Annotated in this window: 20 protein-coding genes; 14 read left to right on the forward strand and 6 right to left on the reverse strand. The window is 56.1% G+C overall.

Annotated features, from left to right (window positions below):
• The first annotated feature begins 226 nt into the window (after positions 1–226).
• From tdcB to I6L49_RS00950, 5 genes are all read left to right on the forward strand, one after another.
• Complete coding sequence (gene tdcB / locus I6L49_RS00930) at positions 227–1,231, forward strand: bifunctional threonine ammonia-lyase/L-serine ammonia-lyase TdcB (RefSeq protein WP_005334660.1); 1,005 nt, start codon at positions 227–229, stop codon at positions 1,229–1,231.
• A gap of 11 nt (positions 1,232–1,242) precedes the next feature.
• Positions 1,243–2,574, forward strand: coding sequence for a threonine/serine transporter TdcC (gene tdcC, locus I6L49_RS00935; protein WP_139398672.1), 1,332 nt, complete (start codon positions 1,243–1,245; stop codon positions 2,572–2,574).
• A gap of 199 nt (positions 2,575–2,773) precedes the next feature.
• Positions 2,774–3,982 carry a propionate kinase gene (tdcD, locus tag I6L49_RS00940; RefSeq protein ID WP_216950377.1) on the forward strand — a complete coding sequence of 403 codons (1,209 nt, stop codon included), beginning with the start codon at positions 2,774–2,776 and terminating at the stop codon, positions 3,980–3,982.
• 44 nt (positions 3,983–4,026) lie between these two features.
• Complete coding sequence (pflB, locus tag I6L49_RS00945; protein WP_216950378.1) at positions 4,027–6,321, forward strand: formate C-acetyltransferase; 2,295 nt, start codon at positions 4,027–4,029, stop codon at positions 6,319–6,321.
• A gap of 70 nt (positions 6,322–6,391) precedes the next feature.
• Entirely contained in the window at positions 6,392–6,781 is a 390-nt protein-coding gene (locus I6L49_RS00950; RefSeq protein WP_216950379.1) for a RidA family protein, read from the forward strand.
• A gap of 107 nt (positions 6,782–6,888) precedes the next feature.
• Here I6L49_RS00950 and I6L49_RS00955 read toward each other — a convergent pair whose 3' ends face one another.
• Entirely contained in the window at positions 6,889–8,100 is a 1,212-nt protein-coding gene (locus I6L49_RS00955; RefSeq protein WP_047434271.1) for an RsmB/NOP family class I SAM-dependent RNA methyltransferase, read from the reverse strand.
• 215 nt (positions 8,101–8,315) lie between these two features.
• On the opposite strand from I6L49_RS00955, the gene I6L49_RS00960 reads away from it, so the two are divergent.
• From I6L49_RS00960 to I6L49_RS01000, 9 genes are all read left to right on the forward strand, one after another.
• Positions 8,316–10,289, forward strand: a complete 1,974-nt coding sequence (locus tag I6L49_RS00960; RefSeq protein WP_216950380.1) for a reprolysin-like metallopeptidase — start codon at positions 8,316–8,318, stop codon at positions 10,287–10,289.
• Positions 10,286–10,615 carry a hypothetical protein gene (locus I6L49_RS00965; protein ID WP_120415664.1) on the forward strand — a complete coding sequence of 110 codons (330 nt, stop codon included), beginning with the start codon at positions 10,286–10,288 and terminating at the stop codon, positions 10,613–10,615. The genes I6L49_RS00960 and I6L49_RS00965 overlap by 4 nt, the downstream gene beginning before the upstream one ends.
• 252 nt (positions 10,616–10,867) lie before the next feature.
• The gene (locus I6L49_RS00970; RefSeq protein ID WP_216950381.1) at positions 10,868–12,832 is read left to right on the forward strand and encodes a reprolysin-like metallopeptidase; all 1,965 of its coding nucleotides are present in this window, start codon (positions 10,868–10,870) and stop codon (positions 12,830–12,832) included.
• Positions 12,811–13,149, forward strand: a complete 339-nt coding sequence (locus I6L49_RS00975) for a hypothetical protein (RefSeq protein ID WP_080768659.1) — start codon at positions 12,811–12,813, stop codon at positions 13,147–13,149. The genes I6L49_RS00970 and I6L49_RS00975 overlap by 22 nt, the downstream gene beginning before the upstream one ends.
• 291 nt (positions 13,150–13,440) lie before the next feature.
• A complete protein-coding gene (locus I6L49_RS00980) occupies positions 13,441–15,552 on the forward strand; it encodes a reprolysin-like metallopeptidase (RefSeq protein ID WP_216950382.1) in 2,112 nt (703 codons plus the stop codon).
• A 176-nt stretch (positions 15,553–15,728) separates the two neighbouring features.
• Entirely contained in the window at positions 15,729–16,367 is a 639-nt protein-coding gene (gene pdxH / locus I6L49_RS00985) for a pyridoxamine 5'-phosphate oxidase (RefSeq protein WP_019444749.1), read from the forward strand.
• Between the two features lie 36 nt (positions 16,368–16,403).
• On the forward strand, positions 16,404–17,018 hold the full coding sequence (locus I6L49_RS00990; RefSeq protein WP_139460422.1) for a glutathione S-transferase family protein: 615 nt from the start codon (positions 16,404–16,406) through the stop codon (positions 17,016–17,018).
• The gene (locus I6L49_RS00995; protein WP_216950383.1) at positions 17,018–18,658 is read left to right on the forward strand and encodes a GNAT family N-acetyltransferase; all 1,641 of its coding nucleotides are present in this window, start codon (positions 17,018–17,020) and stop codon (positions 18,656–18,658) included. The genes I6L49_RS00990 and I6L49_RS00995 overlap by 1 nt, the downstream gene beginning before the upstream one ends.
• A 6-nt stretch (positions 18,659–18,664) precedes the next feature.
• Complete coding sequence (locus I6L49_RS01000; RefSeq protein ID WP_216950384.1) at positions 18,665–19,204, forward strand: GNAT family N-acetyltransferase; 540 nt, start codon at positions 18,665–18,667, stop codon at positions 19,202–19,204.
• A 96-nt stretch (positions 19,205–19,300) separates the two neighbouring features.
• Here I6L49_RS01000 and I6L49_RS01005 read toward each other — a convergent pair whose 3' ends face one another.
• The 5 genes from I6L49_RS01005 to mnmA all read right to left on the reverse strand — a co-directional run bounded on the left by I6L49_RS01005 (position 19,301) and on the right by mnmA (position 24,411).
• A complete protein-coding gene (locus I6L49_RS01005; protein WP_216950385.1) occupies positions 19,301–19,714 on the reverse strand; it encodes a hypothetical protein in 414 nt (137 codons plus the stop codon).
• Between the two features lie 183 nt (positions 19,715–19,897).
• Positions 19,898–21,028 (reverse strand): cupin domain-containing protein, encoded by a 1,131-nt coding sequence (locus I6L49_RS01010; protein WP_216950386.1) that lies wholly within the window; start codon positions 21,026–21,028, stop codon positions 19,898–19,900.
• A 139-nt stretch (positions 21,029–21,167) separates the two neighbouring features.
• Positions 21,168–22,538 carry an adenylosuccinate lyase gene (gene purB, locus I6L49_RS01015; protein ID WP_216950387.1) on the reverse strand — a complete coding sequence of 457 codons (1,371 nt, stop codon included), beginning with the start codon at positions 22,536–22,538 and terminating at the stop codon, positions 21,168–21,170.
• A 128-nt stretch (positions 22,539–22,666) separates the two neighbouring features.
• Positions 22,667–23,281 carry a high frequency lysogenization protein HflD gene (hflD, locus tag I6L49_RS01020; RefSeq protein WP_005334622.1) on the reverse strand — a complete coding sequence of 205 codons (615 nt, stop codon included), beginning with the start codon at positions 23,279–23,281 and terminating at the stop codon, positions 22,667–22,669.
• A gap of 23 nt (positions 23,282–23,304) precedes the next feature.
• Complete coding sequence (gene mnmA, locus I6L49_RS01025) at positions 23,305–24,411, reverse strand: tRNA 2-thiouridine(34) synthase MnmA (protein ID WP_216950388.1); 1,107 nt, start codon at positions 24,409–24,411, stop codon at positions 23,305–23,307.
• Positions 24,412–24,487: the final 76 nt, after the last annotated feature.

Raw genomic sequence — 24,487 nt, forward strand, 5'->3', positions numbered from 1 at the left:
TTTTGGAGTTGTTAATTATATTTTTCGCCAATATCTGATTACTTTTTTTAATCCATTTGGATTCAAGTGTTGTTGCCATCACATTTTTTGATAATTTCACCGTAACGCAGTCTCTTTGTAGATTTTTTTGTGTTTATGCTCACATTAATTGCAAGTGATAGAACCTAGTATCGCTTCGCCCTGTGAAATAAAACCCTACAAATTAATAAATAAAAAGAGATTTGCGATGAAGATGTATAGCAATCTGCCCATTGGTCTTCATGATATTACTGAAGCCAAAAAAAGACTGACCAATCATATATACAAGACCGCGCAACTACCCTCTAACTACATCAGCGAACGTTGCCATGGCGAGGTTTACCTCAAGCTTGAAAACATGCAACGTACAGGCTCTTTTAAAATTCGTGGTGCCTTCAACAAACTCAGTTCATTAAGTCTTGAAGACCGACAAAAAGGTGTTGTCGCCTGCTCGGCGGGCAATCATGCCCAAGGTGTATCACTCTCCAGTGCCATGCTGGGAATTGATGCCAAGGTGGTCATGCCTTGCTGTGCCCCCAAATCCAAAATTGCTGCAACCAGTGACTATTCAGCCAAAGTGATCCTCCATGGAAATAGCTTCAATGACACCATTGCCAAAGTCAGCGAAATCGTGGAGATGGAAGGCCGCGTATTTATTCCCCCCTTCGACGATGCAAAAGTGATTGCCGGCCAGGGCACCATTGGCCTGGAAATTATCGAGGATCTCTATGATGTCGATAACATCATAGTGCCGATCGGTGGTGGTGGTTTGATTGCCGGTGTTGCCATGGCTATCAAATCTATTAATCCGACCATCAAGGTGATTGGTGTGCAATCCGAGAATGTGCACGGTATGGCGGCCTCTTTCTATGCCGGTACCATGACCAATCACAGAACCAGCAGCACGCTAGCCGATGGCTGTGATGTGGCAAGACCCGGTTCACTGACCTTCGAAATCGTCAAACAATTGGTGGATGATATTGTACTGGTCACCGAGGATGATATTCGTCATAGCATGGTTGACCTTATTCAGCGCAACAAGGTGATTACCGAAGGGGCGGGAGCTCTGGCCTCGGCAGCGCTGCTCAGTGGCAAGCTGAAACATTATGTCGAAGGTAAAAAGACCGTCAGCATTATTTCGGGTGGCAATATTGATCTGACCCGGATCGCCGAAATTATCGAACAGAACAATATTCGTCAATTTAGCCTGTAAGGAATGCAGTCATGATATTAGACAGTGTTGTCACCGGCAGTAAAGAGAATACTCGTGCATGGCGTAAATCGGATACCACATGGGGATTAGGTCTGTTCGGTACTGCTATCGGGGCTGGAGTCTTGTTCTTTCCAATCCGGGCCGGATATGGTGGCCTGATCCCAATATTAATCATGTTGGCGTTGGCTTACCCCATTGCATTTTATTGCCATAGGGCGTTGGCCAGATTATGTCTTTCTGGCAGTAATCCATCGGCAAATATTACCGAGACCGTTGAAGAACATTTTGGAAAGATGGGTGGAGTGGTAATTACCTTCCTCTATTTCTTTGCCATCTGCCCACTGCTGTGGATATATGGTGTGACGATCACCAATACCTTTATGGCATTTTGGGAGCATCAACTACAGTTGGTTCCGCTTAATCGAGGTGTGGTTGCACTGGCATTGTTGATGTTGATGGCATTCGTGATCTACTTCGGTAAAGATCTGATGGTCAAGGTGATGAGCTATCTGGTCTTTCCCTTTATTGCCAGTCTGATCGTTATCTCTCTCTCCCTCGTCCCGTACTGGAACAGTGCCGTCTTTGATCAGGTCAATCTGAGCGAGATATCGATGTTTGGTCACGATGGTATTCTGGTTACCGTCTGGCTGGGGATCTCCATCATGGTCTTCTCCTTCAACTTCTCGCCGATTGTCTCTTCTTTCATTGTCTCCAAACGGGAAGAGTATGAGCAGGAGTTCGGGCGTGATTTTACCGAGAAGCGCTGCTCGAAGATTATCTCCGGTGCCAGCATGCTGATGGTGGCCGTGGTGATGTTCTTTGCCTTCAGCTGCCTCTTTACCCTGTCACCGCAAAACATGGCGGAAGCCAAAGCCCAGAATATTCCGGTGCTCTCCTATCTGGCTAACCACTTCTCCTCAATGACGGGCAGCAAGTCTGCGTTTGCCACCACCCTGGAGTATGCGGCGTCCATTATCGCGCTGGTTGCTATCTTCAAATCCTTCTTCGGTCACTATCTGGGGACGTTGGAAGGGTTGAATGGCCTTATCCTCCGCTTTGGCTACCAGGGCGACAAGAGCAAGGTTTCCAGTAAAAAACTCAATATGGTCAGTATGTTGTTCATCATGGGATCCACCTGGCTGGTCGCTTATGTGAACCCCAACATCCTCGACCTGATTGAGGCAATGGGGGCGCCAATCATCGCTTCCCTGCTCTGTCTGCTGCCGATGTATGCGGTGAGCAAGACACCGGCACTTGCAAAATATAAAGGTCAGGCCAGCAACCTGTTTGTCACCATCATCGGTGTGCTGACCATCCTGAATATAGTTTCCAAGCTGTTCTGAAAACTTTTTCTGCAAGTCATCAACCATTCAGGCCCCCCTGGCGGGGTCTGGATGGTGCAGTCAGACATGAGCAATAACCGGTTCTTCGTTGGCCACAATTATGTGGGCCCTGGGTAAGGCTTGCCGTTTTTTGACTTTCTGTTTATGGCGAAATGCTCTGACTGCAGTGACTCGACACTATTAATCTCGAGGCGATGTAATGAAGTTTGATTCGTTGGTTCTGGTTATCAATTGCGGCTCCTCATCGGTCAAATTCTCGGTACTGGAGAGTCAATCCTGTGAGGTGGTGATATCCGGTATGGCGGATGGTATTGAGACGGCCCATCCACAATTGCAAGTGGGTAAAGAGCCCGCAATGTCATTAGCTGAAAATAACCACACCTGTGCATTGGCTGCCATCGCGGCGGAATTGAAAAAAAGGGGTCTGCTGGATGCCATTGCACTGGTGGGTCATCGAATTGCTCATGGTGGTAGTGAATTTAGCGAAGCCGTGATCATTGATGAACATGTATTGGCCAAAATAAAGCAGGTGTCACCCTTGGCTCCCCTGCACAATCACGCCAATTTGAGTGGTGTGATGGCGGCTCGTCAGCTATTTCCCACACAACCCCAAATTGCGGTATTTGATACCGGTTTTCACCAGACCCTGAAGCCGGAAGCCTATATCTATGGGCTGCCTTACCAATATTTGCAGGATTACGGCGTGCGCCGCTATGGCTTCCATGGCACCTCCCATCGCTATGTGGCCGAGCAGGCCTGCGTATTTATGGGGCTGGATGAGCAGCATGCCGGTCTGGTTATCGCCCATCTGGGCAATGGCGCCTCTATTTGCGCGGTACAGGATGGCAAGAGCGTCGATACCTCGATGGGGATGACGCCGCTGGAAGGGTTGATCATGGGCAGCCGAAGCGGCGATATCGATTTTGGCGCGCTGGCCTATATCGCTAGCAAGACGGGGCAATCCATCGAGGATATCGAGCGGGTATTGAACAAGCAGTCCGGTCTGCTGGGTATTTCGGGGCTCTCCTCCGATATGCGGGTATTGGAAGCTGCCTATCACGAAGGACATCCCGGCGCGAAACTGGCCATTCACGCTTTTGTCCACCGTATTGCCCGCCATATCGGCGGCCATGCCACCTCATTGCGCCGGCTGGATGCCGTTATTTTCACCGGCGGGATCGGCGAGAACTCGGCCTTTATCAGAAAGCTGGTATGCGAACGACTTCAGGTATTTGGCGTAGCGATCAGCGAGCCGTTTAACCAGCGTCCCAATAGCGAGGGCTGCCGGGTAATTTCGGCGGCAGAGTCCATGGTGCTGGCGGCGGTTATTCCCACCAATGAAGAGAAAATGATCGCGCTGGATGCCATTCGTCTGGGGCAGCAGGTTCGTCAGGCCGAGTGCGTCTGACATCTTCCACTGTAGTGTCATGAGTAGTGAATGAGGTTTATTTGATGAAAGTTGATATGCAATTGGATCAGGATAAATTCCGTCAGGCATGGCAAGGTTTTGTCGGTGAAAACTGGAAGCACGAGATCAACGTCCGTGATTTTATCCAGCAGAACTACACCCCCTATGAAGGTGACGAACAGTTTTTAGCAGATGCCACAGAAGCGACCACCACTTTGTGGAACAAGGTGATGGAGGGGATCCGTATCGAGAACGCCACCCACGCACCGGTCGATTTTGATACCAATATTGCCACGACCATTACTGCCCACGGACCGGGTTATATCGAGCAAGGGCTGGAAAAGATTGTTGGCCTGCAAACCGACAAGCCCCTTAAAAGAGCACTGCACCCATTTGGCGGCGTAAATATGATCCGCAGCTCTTTTGAAGCATATGGCCGGGAGATGGATCCCGAATTTGAATATACCTTCAGCGAATTGCGCAAAACCCATAATCAGGGGGTGTTCGACGTCTACTCTCCCGAGATGTTGCGCTGCAGAAAATCGGGAATTTTGACCGGTTTGCCGGATGGTTACGGCCGTGGTCGCATTATCGGAGATTATCGTCGGGTCGCGCTCTATGGCATAGATTATCTAATCCGTGAGCGGGAGCTGCAGTTTGCCGATCTGCAACCGGCGCTCGAGCGGGGAGAGCAGCTGGAGCAGGTGATCCGCCAGCGCGAGGAGCTGGCCGAGCACAAGCGGGCACTGGTGCAGATCAAGCAGATGGCGGCCAGCTACGGCTTTGACATCTCCGGGCCGGCGCGCACTGCCCAGCAGGCGGTGCAGTGGCTCTACTTTGCCTATTTGGCGGCGGTGAAGTCGCAAAATGGCGGAGCCATGTCCCTCGGTCGTACTGCCACCTTCCTCGACATCTATATCGAGCGGGATCTTAAGGCGGGGCTTATCAGCGAACAGGATGCCCAGGAGCTGGTCGATCACTTCATCATGAAGATCCGCATGGTACGTTTCCTGCGTACCCCGGAGTTTGACTCCCTCTTCTCCGGCGATCCCATCTGGGCGACCGAGGTGATTGGTGGCATGGGGCTGGATGGTCGTACTCTGGTGACCAAGAACTCCTTCCGTTACCTCCACACCCTCAAGACCATGGGGCCAGCGCCCGAGCCCAACCTCACCATCCTCTGGGCGGAAGGATTGCCGCGGGCCTTCAAGACCTATGCCGCCCGTGTCTCCATCGATACGTCATCCCTGCAGTATGAAAACGATGACCTGATGCGCACCGACTTCGAGAGCGATGATTACGCCATCGCCTGCTGCGTGAGTCCCATGGTGATCGGCAAGCAGATGCAGTTCTTCGGTGCCCGCGCCAACCTCGCCAAGACCCTGCTCTATTGCATCAACGGCGGGGTGGACGAGAAGCTTAAGATCCAGGTTGGCCCGAAAGTGGCGCCCATCATGGACGAGGTGCTGGATTACGAGACCGTCATGGCCAGCCTCGACAGCTTTATGGATTGGCTGGCGGTGCAGTACATCAGCGCGTTGAACCTTATCCACTACATGCACGACAAGTACAGCTACGAGGCCTCGCTGATGGCGCTGCACGACCGCGACGTCTATCGCACCATGGCCTGCGGTATCGCCGGTCTATCGGTAGCGGTCGATTCGCTGGCAGCCATCAAGTACGCCCGGGTCAAGCCGGTGCGCGATGCGGATGGGCTGGCGGTCGATTTCGTGATTGAGGGGGAGTATCCCCAGTACGGCAACAATGACGAGCGGGCCGACTCCATCGCCTGCGATTTGGTCGAGCGCTTCATGAAGAAGATCCAGGCGCTGCCGACCTACCGCAATGCGGTGCCGACCCAGTCGATCCTGACCATCACCTCCAACGTGGTCTATGGCCAGAAGACCGGCAACACACCGGATGGCCGCCGCGCCGGTGCCCCGTTTGCCCCGGGGGCCAACCCGATGCACGGTCGGGATCGGAAGGGGGCGGTTGCTTCGCTCGCCTCGGTGGCCAAGCTGCCGTTCAAATACGCCAAGGACGGGATCTCCTACACCTTCTCCATCGTGCCGGGGGCGCTCGGCAAGGAGCCGGCCAATCGCGAGAACAATCTGGTGGGGCTGATGGATGGCTACTTCCACCATGAGCGGGATGTGGAAGGGGGCCAGCACCTCAACGTCAACGTGATGAACCGCGAGATGCTGCTGGATGCCATCGAGAATCCGGACAAGTACCCCAGCCTGACCATCCGGGTCTCCGGTTATGCGGTGCGCTTCAACGCCCTGACCCGCGAGCAGCAGCAGGACGTCATCTCCAGAACCTTCACCAACATGATCTGATTGATGTGCCCGGAGTGAGCGGGTTTGCTCCGGGCTGACCACTTATATGAAATCAAGGAGAAAGCTAAAGATGCGACAGGTTATCAGTACCAAAGCGGCACCGGGTGCCATCGGCCCCTATGTGCAGGCCACCCGGATTGGCAACATCCTCTACACCTCCGGTCAGATCCCGCTGGACCCGGTGAGCGGCGACGTTGCGGAGGGGATCGAAGCGCAGACCCTGCGTTCGTTGCAAAACGTTCAGGCGATTATCGAAGCGGCAGGCGGCCAGGTGCGCAACATCATCAAGACCACTGTGTTTGTCTCGGATCTGAACGACTTTGCTGCGGTGAATCAGGTCTACAACGACTTTTTCACCAAGCACGATGCCATGTATCCGGCGCGCTCTTGCGTGGAAGTGGCCCGCTTGCCGAAGGATGTGAAGATCGAGATTGAGGCGATTGCTGCGCTGGAGTCCTGACGCGGCGATCCCAGCCAATAAAAAAGAGCGGTAGCCCGAGGGCTGCCGCTCTTTTTTCATCGAACCCGCCGTGCGCGATAAGGGCGCAAGGAGCAGGTCACGCTGGATCAGGCGATCCGTTCGATACGAGCCATGTAGAAGCCGTCGAAGCCGGTCTCGGACGGACTCACGGTGTGATCGTCACGCAGACGGAAGTTCTCGTTGGCTGCGAGGAACTTGTCCACCTGCTGGCGGTTCTCCTCGGGCAGGATGGAGCAGGTTGCATAAACCAGCAGACCACCCACTTTCACCATCTGGCTGTAACGCTGCAGGATCTCTTCTTGCAGCGCGACCAGCACCGGCAGACGCTCGGCGGTATCACGCCACTTGGCATCCGGATTGCGCTTGAGTACGCCAAGACCGGAGCAGGGCACGTCCAGCAGTACGCGGTCGGCGCTCTCTTTGAGGCGCTTGACGGTCTTGCTGCTGGTGATGACCCGGGTCTCCACGTTGTGGGCACCGGCGCGACGAGCGCGTTGCTTGAGGTTCTCCAGCTTCCACTCTTCCACATCCATTGCCAGCAGGCGGCCTTTGCCCTGCATCATGGCGGCGATATGCAGGGTCTTGCCACCGGCACCGGCGCAGGCGTCGATAACGCGCATGCCTGGGGCAACTTCCAGCGCAGCAGCAACCAGCTGGGAGCCAGCGTCCTGCTGTTCGAAGCAACCATCGGCAAAGGCCTTGGTACGGAACAGGGCTGCGTCGGAGGTGACCTGCAGGGCAGTCTCCACACCTTCAACCGGAATGGTGGTGACCTGCTCTTTGGCCAGCATGGCTTGCAGCTCATCACGGGTGCACTTGAGGGTGTTGACCCGCAGGTATCGCTTGGGCATCCAGGCCAGGGCGGCACGCTCGGCAGGCCAGGCTTCACCCAGCTGCTCGCTTCCCAGTTTCTCCAGCCAGCTCGGGCAACCATCCATCAATACCGGGTTCTTCTTCGCCTCGGTCAGACGGCGGCGGAATGCTTCTTCATTGAAGCGATCCAGGGTCGGGTGGTTGGGCTGGGCAATTTTGTGGAAGGCGTGCCAGCTGTGCAGCAGCGGCCAGACATTCTTTTCGGCCTGACGCACCTGAATACCGGTGAGGAAGCAATAGAGGCTGAGACGGCGCAGCAGGTCGCCGGTGACCAGGGCAATCCTTGCCTGTTCTTGCGGTTTTAGTTCGATGCCGGAGAAGTGACGGGCATAGGCGCGGTCGAGGGTAAGACCCTGACCGAGCACATCGTCAACAATGGCAACGACCAGATCCCCGAAACGGGGCAACAGTGGGGATTTGAGCATGAGATTAACCTTGGCCAGATAAAGATGAACCGCACCTTTGTGAAGAGGGGCAGTTCTAAAATTGACAAATCCGCGCAATGATAGGGGTTAGACGGGGTTGGCGCAACACTCCCCATGGGTGAGTGTCTGAAACAGTGGCGCCGGGCTTCTTGATTCGGCGGGATAATGATGCCGGTAATGGTTCAAAAAAGTGCATGACTACAAGGATGACAAAGATGCATGTGACCAGTAAGTGTTCGTTGGCCCTGGTGGCCAGTTTGTTGGGGTCAACCAGCCTGATGGCCAGCGAGTGGAGCACGGTAGCCGCCAGAGCGACTGCGGAGCAAGGTTATGAGGTGCGGGCCAATCAGTTTCGGGTGGCCAAGGTGCCGCTCGATTTTTTTGCCGGGCTGCAAGCCGGGGCGAGTGAGCTGACCCTGCCGCTGCCCGATGGGGGGGAGGTCACCTTTGCTCTGGAAGCCTACGACTTGCTGCCTGCAGATCTTGCCGCCAAGTATCCGCAGATCCGCACCTTCAAGGGTCACAACCCGGCGCATCCGATAGAGACAGGGCGCTTCGATCTGGGGCCGCAAGGTTTCCACGCCATGTTCAGCCATCAGGGCAAGATGGTATTTGTCGATCCGCTGCGCAATGCCGAAGGCTACGCCGTCTATTACCAGCAGGATGCCCATAGTCGATTGGAAGAGGCTGCAGATGAGGTGATAGGGCTCAAGCTCAGCAAACTGGTGCGCAAGGTGCAAGTGGATGGCAATGTTCGCAAGCGCTACGTCATTGCCATTTCGGCGACAGGAGAATTTACCCAATACCACGGTGGCTCCAAAGCGCTTACCATGGCGGCGATTGCGACCTTGCTCAACCGCGTCAATCAGGTCTATCAACGGGATGTGGGCGCCGAATTCGTGCTGGCCAGTGGCAATGACAACCTGATCTTTACCGATCCGGCCAGCGACTTGTTTGCCAATGATAATTCGGATGCGCAGACCAATATCGGGGTACAGGCTTATTACTTTACCAATATGCAGCTCGGTAATTTTGATATCGGCCATGTCCTGAATACCAATGGCGGCGGTCTGGCCGGATTGGCAGTGCTCTGCACCAATCAGAAGTCTGGTGGGATGTCGGGTTCACCCACACCGGTGGGAGATGCCTTCTTCGTTGACTATGTGGCTCATGAAATTGGCCACCAGTTTGGTGCTGATCATACCTTCAACGGCACTACCGGGAGTTGCGGTGCAGGTACCCGGGTTGCCAATCAAGCCTATGAGCCAGGTAGTGGCAGCTCCATCATGGCCTATGCCGGTATTTGTGGTGATGAGAATATCCAGACTCACAGCGACCCCTATTTTCATAGCAAGTCCATCGAGCAGATGCGTGCGCACATGGCGACCGTATCGACTTGTGGAACCACACTCGTGTTGAGCAATAATGCCCCGCAGGCAGCAGCAGGGGGGGACTATGTGATCCCTGCCAATACGGCCTTTATGTTAAAAGGGGCTGGTGGAGATCTGGATAATGATTCTCTGCTCTACAACTGGGAGCAGATCGATCTGGGTACTGAATCGAGTAGTGCCGCCACCATGATTGACGATGGCTCCCGGCCGCTGTTTCGTTTTGTCTCTCCCACGGCATCGCCGGAGCGGATCCTGCCGAGTTTGCCATCCCTGCTCTCCGGCACGCTTGCCAAAGGAGAGGCCTGGCCGACTACCAACCGGGATCTCAATTTCAGACTGACGGTGCGTGATGGTCAGGGTGGAGTTGCCAGTGATGACATGAAAGTGCAAGTGATCAATACCGGTGCGGCATTTCGCATCACCAACCCGTTTTACGGGGTGACTCTCACGCCGGGGGCCAGTCAGGCCATAGCATGGGATGTGGCGGGCACAACTGTGGCGCCGATCAGTTGCAGCAAGGTGGACATCTCGGTGACTCAGGATGAGGGCGTAAGCTGGACAATGCTCGCCGCCGGACAACCCAATAACGGCGCAGCAACGGTAACGTTGCCTGCCGATCTCACCAGTAGCGTCAGGCTGAAAGTGGCATGCAGCGACAATATCTTCTTTGCCATCAGTCCCCTCAAATTGCCTCTGGTGCAAGGTGGCTCGACTTCAGGTGGCGGCGGTGGTGGCGGGGCGATCGGATTGTGGGCGCTGGCTCTGGCGCTGCTCGGCTGGCAACGGAGGCGCACATGAAGGGAGTCCCTCTGTTGCTGCTTGTCATGCTCGGCGGTTGTCAGGCCGATGCCAGCACGCTGGAACAGGAGCTGAGTGCAAACCTCGCCAGGCAGGATTACCGCCTGATAGTGATAGCCGGGCGGGGAGAGTTCGCCCCCGGTATTGCAGCCGAGCAGCAGGCAGAGGCCAAGGCGCGCTGTGGCAAGCGTTATCTGGATGGATTGGGCGATGTGATAAGGCCCGGTCAGCAAGAGATACATGCCAAGTTGAGCGCTTACGCCAGCGAGTATAACCAGCGTATGGTGATTCATTGCCCAATAGCATCGGGCGCTGGCAAGCAGTAATACACCAACGAACCAATCCAAATGAAGGGGATATTCAGCCCCCTATCTATCAGTGAAGGCGCCAATGGCGCCTTCACTTTTTTCCGTTGTTGAATGGGGCCAGTCTGTATTGCCTGAGATGGGAGCGCGGGTGTAGCACGATTTTTCAGCGTGACAGAAGTTTTGTGCGAATTTTCTTTTCTGTCTGTCACGCAGATCGTCAATTGACGCTGCACCATACTTGTTGTCACCAAGGTAGGGCAAGGAGGCTCTATGAAGCATGGCATTGCGGTGATTATCACCAGTTTGTCTGTTCAGGTTGCAGCAGAACCACAGTGGACCTTCATGGATGAAAACTTGGAAAGGGGAGGGAGCTATGATGTGCGAGCTGAAAAGGTCAGAGTGGTGGTTCCTGACAAGCCTTTTGAACCCGGGCATCTCGCCAGTGTATTGACCTTGCCATTGCCGGATGGCACTACGGTGCAGTTTGATGTTCATCCCAATGCCTTGCTCCCGGAGCCTTTGGCCCAGCGCTACCCTTCTATCAATACTTACAGTGGGAAGGCTATCGATCGGGCGGCGGATACAGGCCGATTTGATGTCACCATACATGGTTTTCACGGTATGTTTACCCATCAGGGGCGTACCTTTTATGTCGATCCGCTTCAGGACGGTTTCTCTTATGCCGTTTATGAACAGCAAGATGCCTGGCGGCGACAGGATGTGGATCAGGTGATTGATCCTCATGGTATCGAGCGTGAGCGAGCTGTGCTGGTCGATGGCAATTTGCGCAAGCGCTACACTATCGCCATCTCGGCAACCGGGGAATATACCCAGTATCACGGTGGTACCAAGGTTGCAGCACTCTCGGCCATTGCAACACTGCTTAATCGGGTCAATGAAGTCTATCGCCGTGATGTGGGGGCCGAGTTTCAGCTTGCAGCTGATACGGATAATGTGATTTTCACCGATCCTGCGACGGATCCTTTCACCAACTCGACCCAGGATATCGCAATCAACCAGACCCAACAGGGGGTGTTGCTCAATCCTTCTTTTGATCTGGGCCATCTGCTGGCGACATCAGGCGGCGGGGTGGCGACCCTGAGATCTTTATGCAACCCTTTCAGCCGTTCACGGGGCATGACCGGAGGCTCACAGCCTATCGGTGATGCGTTCTTTATTGATTATGTGGCTCACGAATTGGGGCACCAGCTGGGGGCCGAGCACTCCTTCAATGGCATGGCCGACAGTTGTGCAACAGGTCGCAAGGCTAGCTCAGCTTGGGAACCGGGCAGTGGCTCGACCATCATGGCCTATGCCGGGATCTGTGGTGAGGAGAATCTGCAGGTTAACAGCACACCTTTCTTTCACAGCAAGTCGATCGAGCAGATGCGGGCTCTGATGGCCTCTCTGCCCTCCTGCGGCACCGACCTGGCGCTTGCCAATAACGCGCCGGTTGTGGATGCGGGGGGCGATAGGGTGATCCCCGCCAATACGCCTTTCACTCTTGTCGGTAGTGCGCTGGATCTGGATGGTCATCCCCTCAGTTACACCTGGGAGCAGGTTGATCTTGGCAATGCATCCTACAGCGTGGCAACCATGGTGGATGATGGAACCCGCCCGCTGTTTCGCTTTGTTTCACCAACATCGGATCCCCGTAGAACATTGCCCGCCATGAGCTCTCTGATATCGGGTGTCTTGGCCAAAGGAGAAGCGTGGCCTGCGACCAATCGCAATCTCCAGTTCCGCCTTACCGTACGTGATGGTCAGGGGGCGGTGAGCAGTGATGAAATGGTGGTTCAGGTGATCAATACCGGCGCGGCATTTGCCATCACAGCTCCGCAGATCGGCGCCATGGTGGCGGGTAGTACTCAGCTAGTGACATGGAATGTTGCTGGGACCAATCAGCCTCCTATCAATTGTCCCAGCGTGGATTTGGCACTGACACAGAATGGTGGTTCTACTTGGACTACGCTGGCAAGCGGGCTTGCCAATAACGGTTCGGCCAGTGTGGTGTTGCCTGCACCGTTGACCAGCACGGCTAGGCTGAAGCTGGCATGCAGCAATAATATTTTTTTCTCTATCAATGGGATAAGAGGTAATGCGTCTGCCACTACGGAAAGTGCAACTGTCATTACCGACAACAATGCGGGTGGCGGCGGTGGTGGTGGTGCAGTGAATCTTATCGTGATCCTCCTGATGGGAGGAGCAGCCGGATGGCGCAGGTATTACGGTTAGCCGTCAGTTTGCTGTTTCTATATATCTGCGCAGCGCCTGTTGTGGCCGCATCACTGACCGAGGCAATAGATGAAAGTCTTGCTGCTCAGGATTATCGGCTCATCGTGCGTGGCGGGCGCGGCGGTATGGCTCCGGGGGTTGTGGAGTCATTGCAAGCAGAAGCGAGAACCCGGTGCGGAGTCCGTTATCTGAAAGGGTTCGGTGATGTGATTGAGATGGGTAAGGAGTCGGAGTTTGAGCAGCGGATTGACTATGCCACCCGATATAACCGACAGATGCTGGAAAGGTGCATGCCGGAGGCGATTTCAAGGCCGTAGTGGCTGTTTCACAACGGCGTGTAAATCGGCATGATTGGAGTTATAACTCTAATATTCCAAACATAGTGATAGTCTCATGGGAATGATTCGATGACTCACATATGAGCCCCCATATACTTTTTTGGAGTTTTAACTCTATTAAAAATGCTAACAAAATGAGCTGTTTATAAACTATGACTCACTAACTTTATGATTTCAAATGAAATAAAATTCATTTAATTTTTATTGAAAAAGTTGAATTGTGATTTGCGTCACGTTATTCTCGCCGGCTGTTCAGTCAGGTGATTAATAATGATGAAGTTCACAATAAATGCAATCTCAGTTGTCATCGCAATGTCAGCCAATATCGCGCTGGCATCCCCATGGCATATGATCGAAAAACGCAGCAAGCAGGCCGATGAACCTGTAAGGGCTCGCGCATACAATATCTTTGAGGTAGAACCGGATTTTTTAGAAAATCTGCGCTTGGGCCAAACCGTGATTGCGCTACCATTGCCTGATGGCAAGATGGTGCAATATGAATTGGAAGCCTATTCCGTATTACCGCCTGCACTGGCAGCAAAATACCCAGATATCATGACCTATAAAGGGCATGAAGTGGGTACCGCCAGCAATACCGGTCGCTTTAATATTTCTCCACGCGGTTTTAACGGCATGTTTATGCATGCTGGAGAGCAGGTGTTTGTCGATATTCAGCGCAACGGTACCTACGCTGTCTATTACAAAAAAGATGCACATTCAATGAGTGGCAAGAATATCAATGAGATCATTGACAAGTCCGAGCCGAAAAAAAATCTAGAAAATAATACTGAAGCGGCTCGTAACGAGGCTAGTTATAGCAAGGCAGCGCTTACCCAGTACAGCATTGCATTCTCTACCACTGGTGCATATACCAAGTTCTTTGGCGGCAAGGCGCAAGCCTTGGATTCACTGGCTGTATTGGTTAACCGTTTAAATGAGGTGTATGAAAGGGACTTGGGTGTTCGTTTCGTATTGGCAGAGGGAAATCACAATATTATATTCGAAAATCTTGCTGACGATCCTTTTGTGAATGGTAGATATCCAGGTGAAACAAGAGATACTCTTATAAATGCTAGAATTCAGAGAGAGAAACTGATTAGTAGAGAGATTGGTTATTTCGACCTTGGCCATGTATTGACCGCGGGTAAAGATGCAGGTTCGGCGAGAGTTGGGTCATTATGTGATGACATAGGATATTTTTATTCATCTAGGTCTCAAGCTGTTACGGGAAATATCAATCCTGTTGGTGATGCATTTTTTATTGACTTCGTTGCGCATGAAATTGGCCATCAATTTGGCGCCAATCATACCTACAATGCAAATGGGACACAAAGAGAGCCCTCTATGGCATGGGAGCCAGGCAGTGGTAGTTCAATAATGGGTTATGCGGGTTTGATGGGGGAGCAAAACGTACAGCTCAACAGCGAGGCTTATTTTCATAGCAAGTCGATTGAGCAGATGCTGCACCATATCATCGCGAGAGAAGCCAAAGCGCAGAAAGGGGAGATCGAAATCAAGGACGCAGCGATTCTTGCACCGACTATCGCATCGCGTTGTGGCGCCTCTATTCCGAGACAGAATGGGGACAATTTGGAGCCGGAAATTACCGAAGTGCCGCCAGTGCATGTGATCCCTAAAGGTGTGGCATTTAGCCTGAGTGGCAAGGGTAATGATATTGACGGCGATACCCTTACCTATACTTGGGAGCAGGTCGATCTGGGGGATGCAACGACCAGTGGCGATCAATTGAGTTCCGGTCGCCTTGCAACCGGCCCCCTGTATCGTTACGCCGCGCCGACAACTTCCCCGGTTCGTCACTTTCCTTCGCTGGCTACCCAGTTAAAAGGGGAAGCTGAGAAAGGTGATGTCTGGGTCAATGTGCCGCGCACCCTTAACTTCCGTCTGGTCGCCCGTGATGGCAAAGGCGGTGGTGCCTATGGTGAGACCTCGGTCGAGGTGGTCGATACAGGCGCACAAACCTTCAAGATTGAACCGGCATCTGACCAGCGTATGCTGGTTGGTAGCCCGACCACAGTGAATTGGCAAGTAGCTGGCACGGACCGTCATCCTGTCAACTGTCAGCGGGTCGATATCAGTTATAGCAACGATGAAGGCAAGAGCTGGCAGCCGCTGGTCAATGGCGTGAACAACAATGGCGCCCATGAGGTGACCATTCCGGCCAATGCTGGCAGCGCTGTTCGCCTCAAGCTGGCCTGTAGCGACAATATCTTCTATGCCATTACGCCAAAACTGGCGACCAAGAGCAGTGATACACCGGCTCCCCAGCCTGAAAGCAATGGCGGCGGTTCGACCGGTCTGTTCGCGCTGTTGGGCCTTGGTATCGCTGCGCTGCTGCGTCGTCGTGAGATCATGAGCTACTAAACCAGATAACCCAAGGGTGACATTACCCATCTTTGGTCAATTGATAAACCAAGCGAAGAGGCGTTAGCCTCTTCGCTTTTTTTGTATGGTTTACAAGGTCGCTTTATCGAGCGCACAATGCCTGCGTCACTCTCTTGATGGTCGTGGAACCATTATTTATTTGAAGGAAAATCAAGATGATGGATGTTGCTGATCTGCGCCGTGAGTATACCCGTGGCGGTCTGCACCGGGCCGATCTGCCGGCCGAGCCGCTGGCGCTTTTCGAGAAGTGGTTGGCGCAGGCCTGTGAGGCCAAACTGACCGATCCCACCGCCATGGTGGTGGCGACCGTCGATGCCGATGGTCAGCCCTGGCAGCGTACCGTGCTGCTCAAGCACTACGACGCCCAGGGGATGGTCTTTTACACCAACATGGGGAGTCGCAAGGCGCAGCAGCTGGAAGGCAATCCCCGCATCAGTTTGCTCTTCCCCTGGCATACGCTCGACCGTCAAGTGCATGTGACCGGCCGGGTGGAGAAGATGAGCACCTTCGAGGTGATGAAGTATTTCCACAGTCGTCCCAAGGATAGCCAGATCGCGGCCTGGGTCTCCAAACAGTCGACCCGCATCTCGGCCCGGGGCGTGCTGGAGGCCAAGTTCCTCGAGCTCAAGCAGAAGTTTGCCAATGGCGAAGTGCCGCTGCCGAGCTTCTGGGGCGGATTCCGGGTGGTGATCGAGACGGTGGAGTTCTGGCAGGGGGGCGAGCACCGGCTGCACGACCGCTTCTACTACACCCGCGACGGGGATGGCTGGCATATCGAGCGTCTGGCACCCTGAGCGCGCTGTTCAATTCTGTTTTCACAAGGAGTGTGTATGCGTCTGTATGGTGATCTGCGTTCCGGCAACTGTTACAAGGTGTGGCTGCTGGCCCGCTGGCTGGAGCTGCCCCTCGAGTGGGTTGAGGTGGATATTCAGGCGGGGGATACCCGTACCCCCGCATTTCTGGCCAAGAACCCCAACGGCAAGATCCCGGTGCTGGAGATTGGCCAGGGCGATACGCTGGCGGAATCCAATGCCATCCTCTTCTATCTGGCGCAGGGCTCGTCTTTGTGGCCCACCGATCCGCGCCAGCAGGCCGAGGTGCTCAAGTGGATGTTCTTCGAGCAGTACAGTCATGAGCCCTATATCGCGGTGGCCCGCTTTATCGTTCACTATCTCGGCCGCCCCGAGTCGCAGGAGGCGCGTCTCGACGGGCTGAAAGCCGGTGGCGAGAAGGCGCTGGCGGTAATGGAGCAGCAGCTGAAACAGAGCCCCTATCTGTGCGGTGATGCGCCTACCATCGCCGATATCGCCCTTTATGCCTACACCCACGTGGCAGAGGAGGGGATCTTCTCCCTGCAGGGGTGGCCTGCTATCCGTAGCTGGATCGCCCGTATCGAAGCCCATCCCCGTCACCTGACGCTGCCAGCGGCCTGTCAGGCCAGCTGATGGAACTGCTGATCGAGGCCAGTCTGTGGCAACCGCAGTGGGCTGCGCTGTTGTTGCACTGGCAGCAGCAGGGTCATCGCTGGCAGCTGCTACTGGGCAAAGAGGCGGCGGCCGCCCTCGATCAAACCGATGTACCCTGGGCGAGCAGCCCTCCAGACGGGGTGCTCTGCCCGGGAGCCCTGCTAGCTGCCTGGCTCGATGGGGATCTGCTGGCGGATTTTCATGTTGATCCCAGCCGCCAGATCCTGATCAGCGCCTCTACCTCCCTATTGACCCTCGCCAAGGAGCAGGGACTGCTCACCCTTGGCCCTGTGGGGGCCGATCTGCCGCTCACCCCCGAGGCCGATTTGGGTGTCGTGCTTAATCGCCTGCTGGCGCGCCGCGTGATGATACCGACTTTGGCCGAGGATTCGCACGCCGCTGGCGTCGTGCTGCGACCACTGCAGGCCGCCGATGAGCGCGAGATAGTGCGCTACTGCAGCGACGAGGCGCTGGCCCGCTATACCCTCAATATTCCTCACCCCTATCCGCCGGAGGGGGCCCGCGACTGGCTGGCGCTAAGCTGGCGCAAGGCGGCGCTTGGCCTTGGCTGGAGCTGGGCCATCACCTTGCCAGAGGAGCAAGGGGCGGCGCTGGTTGGGGTGATCTCCTTGCACTGGAATGGCGAGCTCGCCTGGTGGGTGGGCGTGCCCTGGCAGAATCGCGGTCTGGCGACTCGGGCCGCTGGCTTGGTCAAGGAGTTTGCCTTTGACCAACTGCAACTGCCGGCGCTGACGGCTCGCCATATGCCGGACAATTTAGCCTCCGGCCGGGTGATGGCAAAAGTGGGGATGCACTATCGCGGGCGGCGCCATATCAGTGGTCGCCAGCCGTGTGAGGTGAGTTACTGGCGACTGGATCGCGCTCCCTCCTTACCCAATCCTTTGCCCGAGGAGATTTCCCGCTGGCTGGCTGATGAGCGGATCGCCGTGGTGATCCTGTGGGATCCTGTAACGTTGGATCGGCAGAGCGCCAACGGCAAGCTGGCTATCTCGCTCTTTGTGGATGAGAGGGGCGCGGGGGAGGAGTCCTGCTCTATTCGCTGCCCGCCGCATCTTGAGAGGTTGCTGGCGCTGCACTGTTATCCCGTCGATTTGCTGGAGCAGGCCGAACCGGAGCAGTTGTCCCATCTTGGCGGCGTCTTGCTGAAAGACAGGGATGAACAGGGGCTGGCGTGGTTGCTGCAACTGGCCGCGCTGCAGCGGCAGGGGCCCGATCTGCTCAGCCGCGAGAAGCGCGCATCACGGCGCCACTGGTTCAACCAATTGATGGCGCAGGCGCTGGGCGGCAACGGTGACTCATCGCAGATACGCTATCAGCAGTTACGGCTGCTGGTGGAGCTGCCGGAGCTGGTCGACGAGCTGGATGGTTGTTGGCATCAAACGCCCGAACTGACCTTTGAGCGGTTGGCGCGGGAGGCTCCCGCCCTCTGGCTTGCCTACCGGGAGGCGATGAACAGGGCCACCCCGGCTACGCTAACCGCTTTGCAGCAACAGTTTGCAGCTCGTTTTCCTGAGTGCACCCTCCCATTTTTGGACAAAGGTACTCAGAATGACCAGCCGTTGTGTGGAATAATGCCCGCTCTGCTGTACGAGGAGTAATACCTGATGTTGAGAACCGAGCGCCCCGGTGACATGCTGCCGGTCTATGAGCTGCTGAGTGCCGCCTTCGGTCGTTCCGATGAGGCCGAACTGGTCAACCGCCTGCGCGAATGTGGCGCTGCCGTGGTGACCATGGTCGAAGAGGAAGAGTACGAGTTCATGGGGCACCTGATGCTAAGCCCGATCACCATTAACGGCATGGAAGGGCCCTGGCTCGGTCTGGCGCCGGTCGCGGTTCATCCCGACTGGCAAGGCCAGGGGATTGGCTCGGATCTTATCCGTGAAGGGCTTGATACGGCGCTCGAGATGGACTGGAAAGGGGTGGTGGTACTCGGGGATCCGGCCTATTACAGCCGTTTCGGTTTCCGCCCGGCCAGCGAGTTTGGCCTGCACTGCATCTATGAGGTACCTGTCGACTGCTTTATGGCGATGGAGCTGCAGGAGCGCGGTTTTGCGGGTGTGCAGGGTGAGGTGCTCTATCACCCCCTGTTTGATGAACTCCCCGACGAGCTGCCGGACGCGCAGGCAGAAGTGTCCCATTTATAGCGAGACGTCGCAGCGACAAGCCATAGCGAAAAAGCCCTCATTGAGGGCTTTTTCATCTTGTATTGATCCCTGCCGGGCTTATTCGAGCAAATTGGCTCAGGCAATGATGTCGAGCTGGGTGCCCTTGCGAGTATCTTCGCCCACCATGTCACCCATCTGCTGGGCGAGCGGGCTCTGCTGGAATTGCATGTAGTCGCTGAGATTCTGCTGGCGCTGGTAGCGAGTCGCAGCCTGATACATATCAGCCGTGCTCGGGCCCGACTTGCTGTCGCTCTCCTGACCGCTGGCTTCCAGGTAGCGCGCCACCACGGCTTTATCTTGCTGGTTAGCCGTATAAGAGACCGCCATGGCTCTGCGAGCCGTTGCTTTCTCTTCGCTCTGTGCCTGCACTTCATCCTTCTTGATCAGCGCTTCGTTACGGGCCTGATTGACCTGCTCGGGTGTGACAGCGGGAGAGGAGGGGTATTTGCCGTAATCGGGCAGCGGCATGGGCCTAGAGGTGATTTGCATGGTGGCGCTTCTCTTGTGAACAGGGACGGATGCATGATATCCATCCATGTTAGCTCAATAAATCACCAACTGTCGGTTCATCAAGAGTGGGTTCAGTTTCGCGTATCGATTGTTAATTGAACCGCCTCTGAGTGACAAAAAAGGCGCCATAAGGCGCCTTTTTATCCTTCAGTTACCGCTGGATCAGTTGAAGAACCAGTAACCGCGGTTGACCAGACGGGTCAGCAGTTGCAGGAAGCCAGCCTGATCGGCCAGCTCCACCATGTCGGCTTGAGTGATGATGTCTTTGTCACACAAGAGCGAAATGGCTGCTGCGTCTTCACTTTGCAGGGTCCAGGCTTCGCCGTCGATGAAGCACTGCTGGCTCTCACCACTAAACCAGACGGTGCGCAGACCCGGCACCTTGATGGCAGGTTCGCCCTGGGTCAGCAGGTCGGCTACCTCCTCGGCGCTGTAGTCCGGCTCGACCGGATTGACGTCCAGATCGTGCTTGGCCTCGGAGATCATGGTGCCGAACCACTCCTTGAACAGGGTCTCGTCATCGAGAGCCTGCTGCATCAGCTCGCGCAGACGGTGCAGCTCGTGGGGCTGGATCTCGCCGTGACGGGCGCGGGGCTTGAGGTCGGCATCGCCGTAACGTTCGGTACGCACTTCGTTGTCGATCAGGTGATCGGCAAAGGAGGAGATAAGCGCCTTGGCATCCGGTGCGCGGAAACCCACCGAGAAGTTCATGGAGGGCTCGATGGCGTAGCCTTCGTGGGGGAATCCGGGCGGAATGTAGAGGATGTCGCCCGGCTCCATGATGACGTCGATGATCGCCTCGAACGGCTCGCAGTGCAGCAGGGCGGCGTGGGCGGCGAACTCGTTGAGCGGCTTGGCATCGCCAACGCGCCAGTGACGCTTGCCGACACCCTGGGTGATAAACACATCGTAGTTGTCGATGTGGGGGCCGACACCCGCATGGGGGGTGGAGAAGCTCACCATCACATCGTCAAAGCGCCAGCCCGGAATGAACTGGAACGGCACGGCCAGCTCGTTCACCTCGGGAGCCCAGTGGTTGCAAGCCTGTACCAGAATGGTCCAGTTCTCTTCGCCCAGATGGTCGTAGGATTCGAAGGGGCCGTGGGCAGCATCCCACTTGCCGTCGAAACGGGTGACGAGGCGGGACTCTACCACCTCTTCCATGGCCAGACCCGCCAGCTCGTCCGGGCTGATGGGATCCTGAAAGTCCTTGAAGCCGCCCTTGATAAGGAGCGGGCGCTTCTGCCAGTAGTGCTCGAGGAAGTGAGCGATATCCAGATTGAGTTCGTACATGCTGTTTCTCGTGTCTCGCAAAGAGGTTTTGCCCAAGGCAGGCTTGGGAAAAGCCACTCGGGATCCTGCCGTGGCAGGGAAAATAACAGGGGCCCTGTGGCGTATCGTGCACAGGGCCCCTTCGTCACTGCCGGTTGGCTTACTTCAGCAGATCGACCAAACGCTGGGCGTCACCGATGTAGTTGGCCGGGGTCAGCTTCTTCAGCTCAACCTTGACAGCTTCCGGCAGCTCCAGGGTGTCGATAAAGGTACGCATCCCTTCGGCATCGACGCGGCGACCACGGGTCAGCTCCTTGAGCTTCTCGTAGGGCTTCTCGATACCGTAGCGGCGCATCACAGTCTGGATCGGCTCGGCCAGCACTTCCCAGTTGGCATCCAGATCGGCGGCCATGGCGGCGTCGTTGGCTTCCAGCTTGGAAATACCCTTGAGGGTGGACTGATAGGCGATAAGGGAATAGCCGATGGCAACACCCAGATTGCGCAGCACGGTAGAGTCGGTCAGATCACGCTGCCAGCGGGAGATAGGCAGCTTGCTCGCCAGATGCTGGAACACGGCGTTGGCCAGACCCATATTGCCTTCGGAGTTCTCGAAGTCGATGGGGTTGACCTTGTGCGGCATGGTGGAGGAGCCGATTTCCCCCGCGATGGTGCGCTGCTTGAAGTGACCCAGGGAGATGTAACCCCACACATCGCGGTCGAAGTCGATCAGGATGGTGTTGAAGCGGGCCATGGCGTCGAACAGCTCGGCGATATAGTCGTGCGGCTCGATCTGGGTGGTGTAGGGGTTCCAGGTCAGACCCAGGGAGGTAACAAACTCCTCGGAGAACTGGTGCCAGTCCACATCCGGGTAGGCGCTGAGGTGGGCGTTGTAGTTGCCGACCGCACCGTTGATCTTGCCGAGGATCTCCACCGCCATGATCTGCTTGAACTGGCGCTCCAGACGGTAGGCGACGTTGGCCATCTCCTTGCCCATGGTGCTCGGGGTTGCCGGCTGACCGTGGGTGCGGGAGAGCAGCGGCATGTCACGGTACTCGTGAGCCAGACGCTTGATCTCGCTGATCAGCTTCTCGCAATAAGGTTTGATGACCTCTTCGCGGGCGGTTTTCAGCATCAGACCGTGGGAGTTGTTGTTGATGTCTTCCGAGGTGCAGGCGAAGTGGATGAACTCGCTGACAGCCGCCAGCTCCGGGTTCACTTCGACTTTCTCTTTGAGGAAGTACTCCACCGCTTTCACATCATGGTTGGTGGTGCGCTCGATCTGTTTGATGCGGGCGGCGTCACTCTCGTTGAAGTTGCTGACGATGCCGTCGAGCAGGGCGTTGGCGGCCGCGCTCAGGGCAGGGACTTCCGGGATCCCGGCGTGGCTGGCCAGTTTTTGCAACCAGCGCACCTCGACTTCGACGCGAAAACGCAGCAGGCCGAATTCGGAGAAGATAGGGCGCAGGGCATCGGCCTTGTCGCCATAACGACCGTCTATCGGGGAAACAGCAGTCAGCGCGGACAGCTCCATGGGGTGAACTCCTGATGATTTGTGTGGGGGATCCGTATCCACTCGCGCGTGGGGCTGAGTCGTCATCAAGGCGGATGTGCGGCTATTTGCCCTGATTTCGACCTCCTTGCCCGTACGCGAGCCGATGATTAGTAACGTTTGGCCAGCTCCACCATCTTCTTGCGAGCGAAGATGATCTGGGTGCGGCTGCCACCGAGCTGACGCCACAGCACGCAGGCACGAATGCCTGCCAGCAGCAGGGCGCGCACCTTGTGCTGCACCAGCGGTTGCTGCAGGAACAGCGGAGTGCCTGCCACCTGGATGCGCGGCCCGATGGGGCTGATAAGATCGCTGTAGATGCTCGCCATGTTGGCCAAAATCTGCTCGTCGAGCAGATCGAAGTGCTGTTGCTGGCGGCCAATCTGGCTGATCCGCTCACCCAGCATATTGAGAATGTCCTTGCGCTTGGCCAGCTTGCGCTCCAGCGCAATCAGGCTTACCACGTAGCGGGTCAGCTCGGCATTCTTCTGGCTGCCGTCGGCACCCAGCTGTTCGACCAGCGCACGGTAGCCGTCGCGAATGGCCAGATGGGTGTTGTTGAACACCTCGAGCGGTTGGCTCGGGTTGGTCACCAGAATGCTGGAGAGGCTCTCGCGCAGGGCGGCCTCGTCACAGCTGCCGTCTCGGGCCACCTTCTGCACCAGATACGCGGCCTGGCAGATGCCGGCAAAGGCCATGGTTCTGTCTTGGAATTTATCGCTCACGTCTGCTGCCTTCTGTTAAGGATTCAAACCGGATGGCTGAAACGCTGTTCGATGATGCCACCGCCCAGACACACTTCCCCGTCGTAGAAGACGGCGGACTGGCCCGGGGTCACCGCAGCCTGTTTCTCGTCGAAGATGACCCGGATGGTCAGATCGTCGATGGGCTGGATCAGGCAGGGGATATCCTGCTGGCGGTAGCGGGTCTTGACGGTGCAGCGACGTGGCTCGCGAATGGGAGTGCGCTCCACCCAGTGCAATTGGCTGGCAATCAAACCATCGGAGTAGAGGCGGGGATGCTCGCCCTGCGCCACCACCAGCACGTTGCGCTCGACCTCTTTGTCGACCACATACCAGGCCTCTTCGGTGGCATCTTTGCGACCACCGATACCGAGCCCCTTGCGCTGGCCCAGGGTGTGATACATCAGACCCTGATGCTCCCCGATCACCTTGCCATCCACGGTCTCGATTTTGCCGGGCTGGGCGGGCAGGAACTTGGCCAGGAAGTCCTTGAACTTGCGCTCGCCGATAAAGCAGATACCGGTGGAGTCTTTCTTCTTGGCGGTGATGAGATCCAGCTGCTCGGCGATGCGGCGCACCTCCGGCTTCTCCAGATCGCCAACCGGGAACAGGCTCTGACCCACTTGCTTCTCGCTCAGGGTATAAAGGAAGTAGCTCTGATCCTTGTTGGTATCGAGACCGCGCAGCAGGCGCGGGCGGCCGGTGCTGTCGTCACGGCGCACATAGTGGCCGGTGGCGATGTAGGTGGCACCCAGCTCTTCGGCGGCAAATTCGAGGAACGCCTTGAACTTGATCTCCTTGTTGCAAAGGATATCGGGGTTTGGCGTGCGGCCGGCCTTGTACTCTTCGAGGAAGTGCTCGAACACATTGTCCCAGTACTCGGCCGCGAAGTTGATGGTGTGGAGTTTCATCCCCAGCTTGTCGCAGACGGCCTTGGCATCAGCCAAATCCTGGGCGGCAGAGCAGTACTCGTCCGTGTCGTCTTCTTCCCAGTTCTTCATGAACAAGCCTTCGACCTGATAGCCCTGCTGCTGGAGCAGGTAGGCCGAGACGGAAGAATCCACGCCGCCGGACATGCCGACGATCACCTTGATTTGGCTGTTGTCTGTCATTAGTCGAAGTTACCAGTTCGTTTAAACGGGGCGTATTCTACCAGAGTTTTGCGCCCCCGGTCACATATCCATGCCG

The sequence above is a fragment of the Aeromonas sp. FDAARGOS 1419 genome, assembly GCF_019047045.1.
Taxonomy (GTDB): Bacteria; Pseudomonadota; Gammaproteobacteria; order Enterobacterales; family Aeromonadaceae; genus Aeromonas; species Aeromonas veronii.

Coding starts and splice junctions, on each gene's coding strand:
- tdcB (WP_005334660.1), top strand. CDS start 227: ATGAAGATGTATAGCAATCTGCCCATTGGTCTTCATGATATTACTGAA.
- tdcC (WP_139398672.1), top strand. CDS start 1,243: ATGATATTAGACAGTGTTGTCACCGGCAGTAAAGAGAATACTCGTGCA.
- tdcD (WP_216950377.1), top strand. CDS start 2,774: ATGAAGTTTGATTCGTTGGTTCTGGTTATCAATTGCGGCTCCTCATCG.
- pflB (WP_216950378.1), top strand. CDS start 4,027: ATGAAAGTTGATATGCAATTGGATCAGGATAAATTCCGTCAGGCATGG.
- I6L49_RS00950 (WP_216950379.1), top strand. CDS start 6,392: ATGCGACAGGTTATCAGTACCAAAGCGGCACCGGGTGCCATCGGCCCC.
- I6L49_RS00955 (WP_047434271.1), bottom strand. CDS start 8,100: ATGCTCAAATCCCCACTGTTGCCCCGTTTCGGGGATCTGGTCGTTGCC.
- I6L49_RS00960 (WP_216950380.1), top strand. CDS start 8,316: ATGCATGTGACCAGTAAGTGTTCGTTGGCCCTGGTGGCCAGTTTGTTG.
- I6L49_RS00965 (WP_120415664.1), top strand. CDS start 10,286: ATGAAGGGAGTCCCTCTGTTGCTGCTTGTCATGCTCGGCGGTTGTCAG.
- I6L49_RS00970 (WP_216950381.1), top strand. CDS start 10,868: ATGAAGCATGGCATTGCGGTGATTATCACCAGTTTGTCTGTTCAGGTT.
- I6L49_RS00975 (WP_080768659.1), top strand. CDS start 12,811: ATGGCGCAGGTATTACGGTTAGCCGTCAGTTTGCTGTTTCTATATATC.
- I6L49_RS00980 (WP_216950382.1), top strand. CDS start 13,441: ATGATGAAGTTCACAATAAATGCAATCTCAGTTGTCATCGCAATGTCA.
- pdxH (WP_019444749.1), top strand. CDS start 15,729: ATGATGGATGTTGCTGATCTGCGCCGTGAGTATACCCGTGGCGGTCTG.
- I6L49_RS00990 (WP_139460422.1), top strand. CDS start 16,404: ATGCGTCTGTATGGTGATCTGCGTTCCGGCAACTGTTACAAGGTGTGG.
- I6L49_RS00995 (WP_216950383.1), top strand. CDS start 17,018: ATGGAACTGCTGATCGAGGCCAGTCTGTGGCAACCGCAGTGGGCTGCG.
- I6L49_RS01000 (WP_216950384.1), top strand. CDS start 18,665: ATGTTGAGAACCGAGCGCCCCGGTGACATGCTGCCGGTCTATGAGCTG.
- I6L49_RS01005 (WP_216950385.1), bottom strand. CDS start 19,714: ATGCAAATCACCTCTAGGCCCATGCCGCTGCCCGATTACGGCAAATAC.
- I6L49_RS01010 (WP_216950386.1), bottom strand. CDS start 21,028: ATGTACGAACTCAATCTGGATATCGCTCACTTCCTCGAGCACTACTGG.
- purB (WP_216950387.1), bottom strand. CDS start 22,538: ATGGAGCTGTCCGCGCTGACTGCTGTTTCCCCGATAGACGGTCGTTAT.
- mnmA (WP_216950388.1), bottom strand. CDS start 24,411: ATGACAGACAACAGCCAAATCAAGGTGATCGTCGGCATGTCCGGCGGC.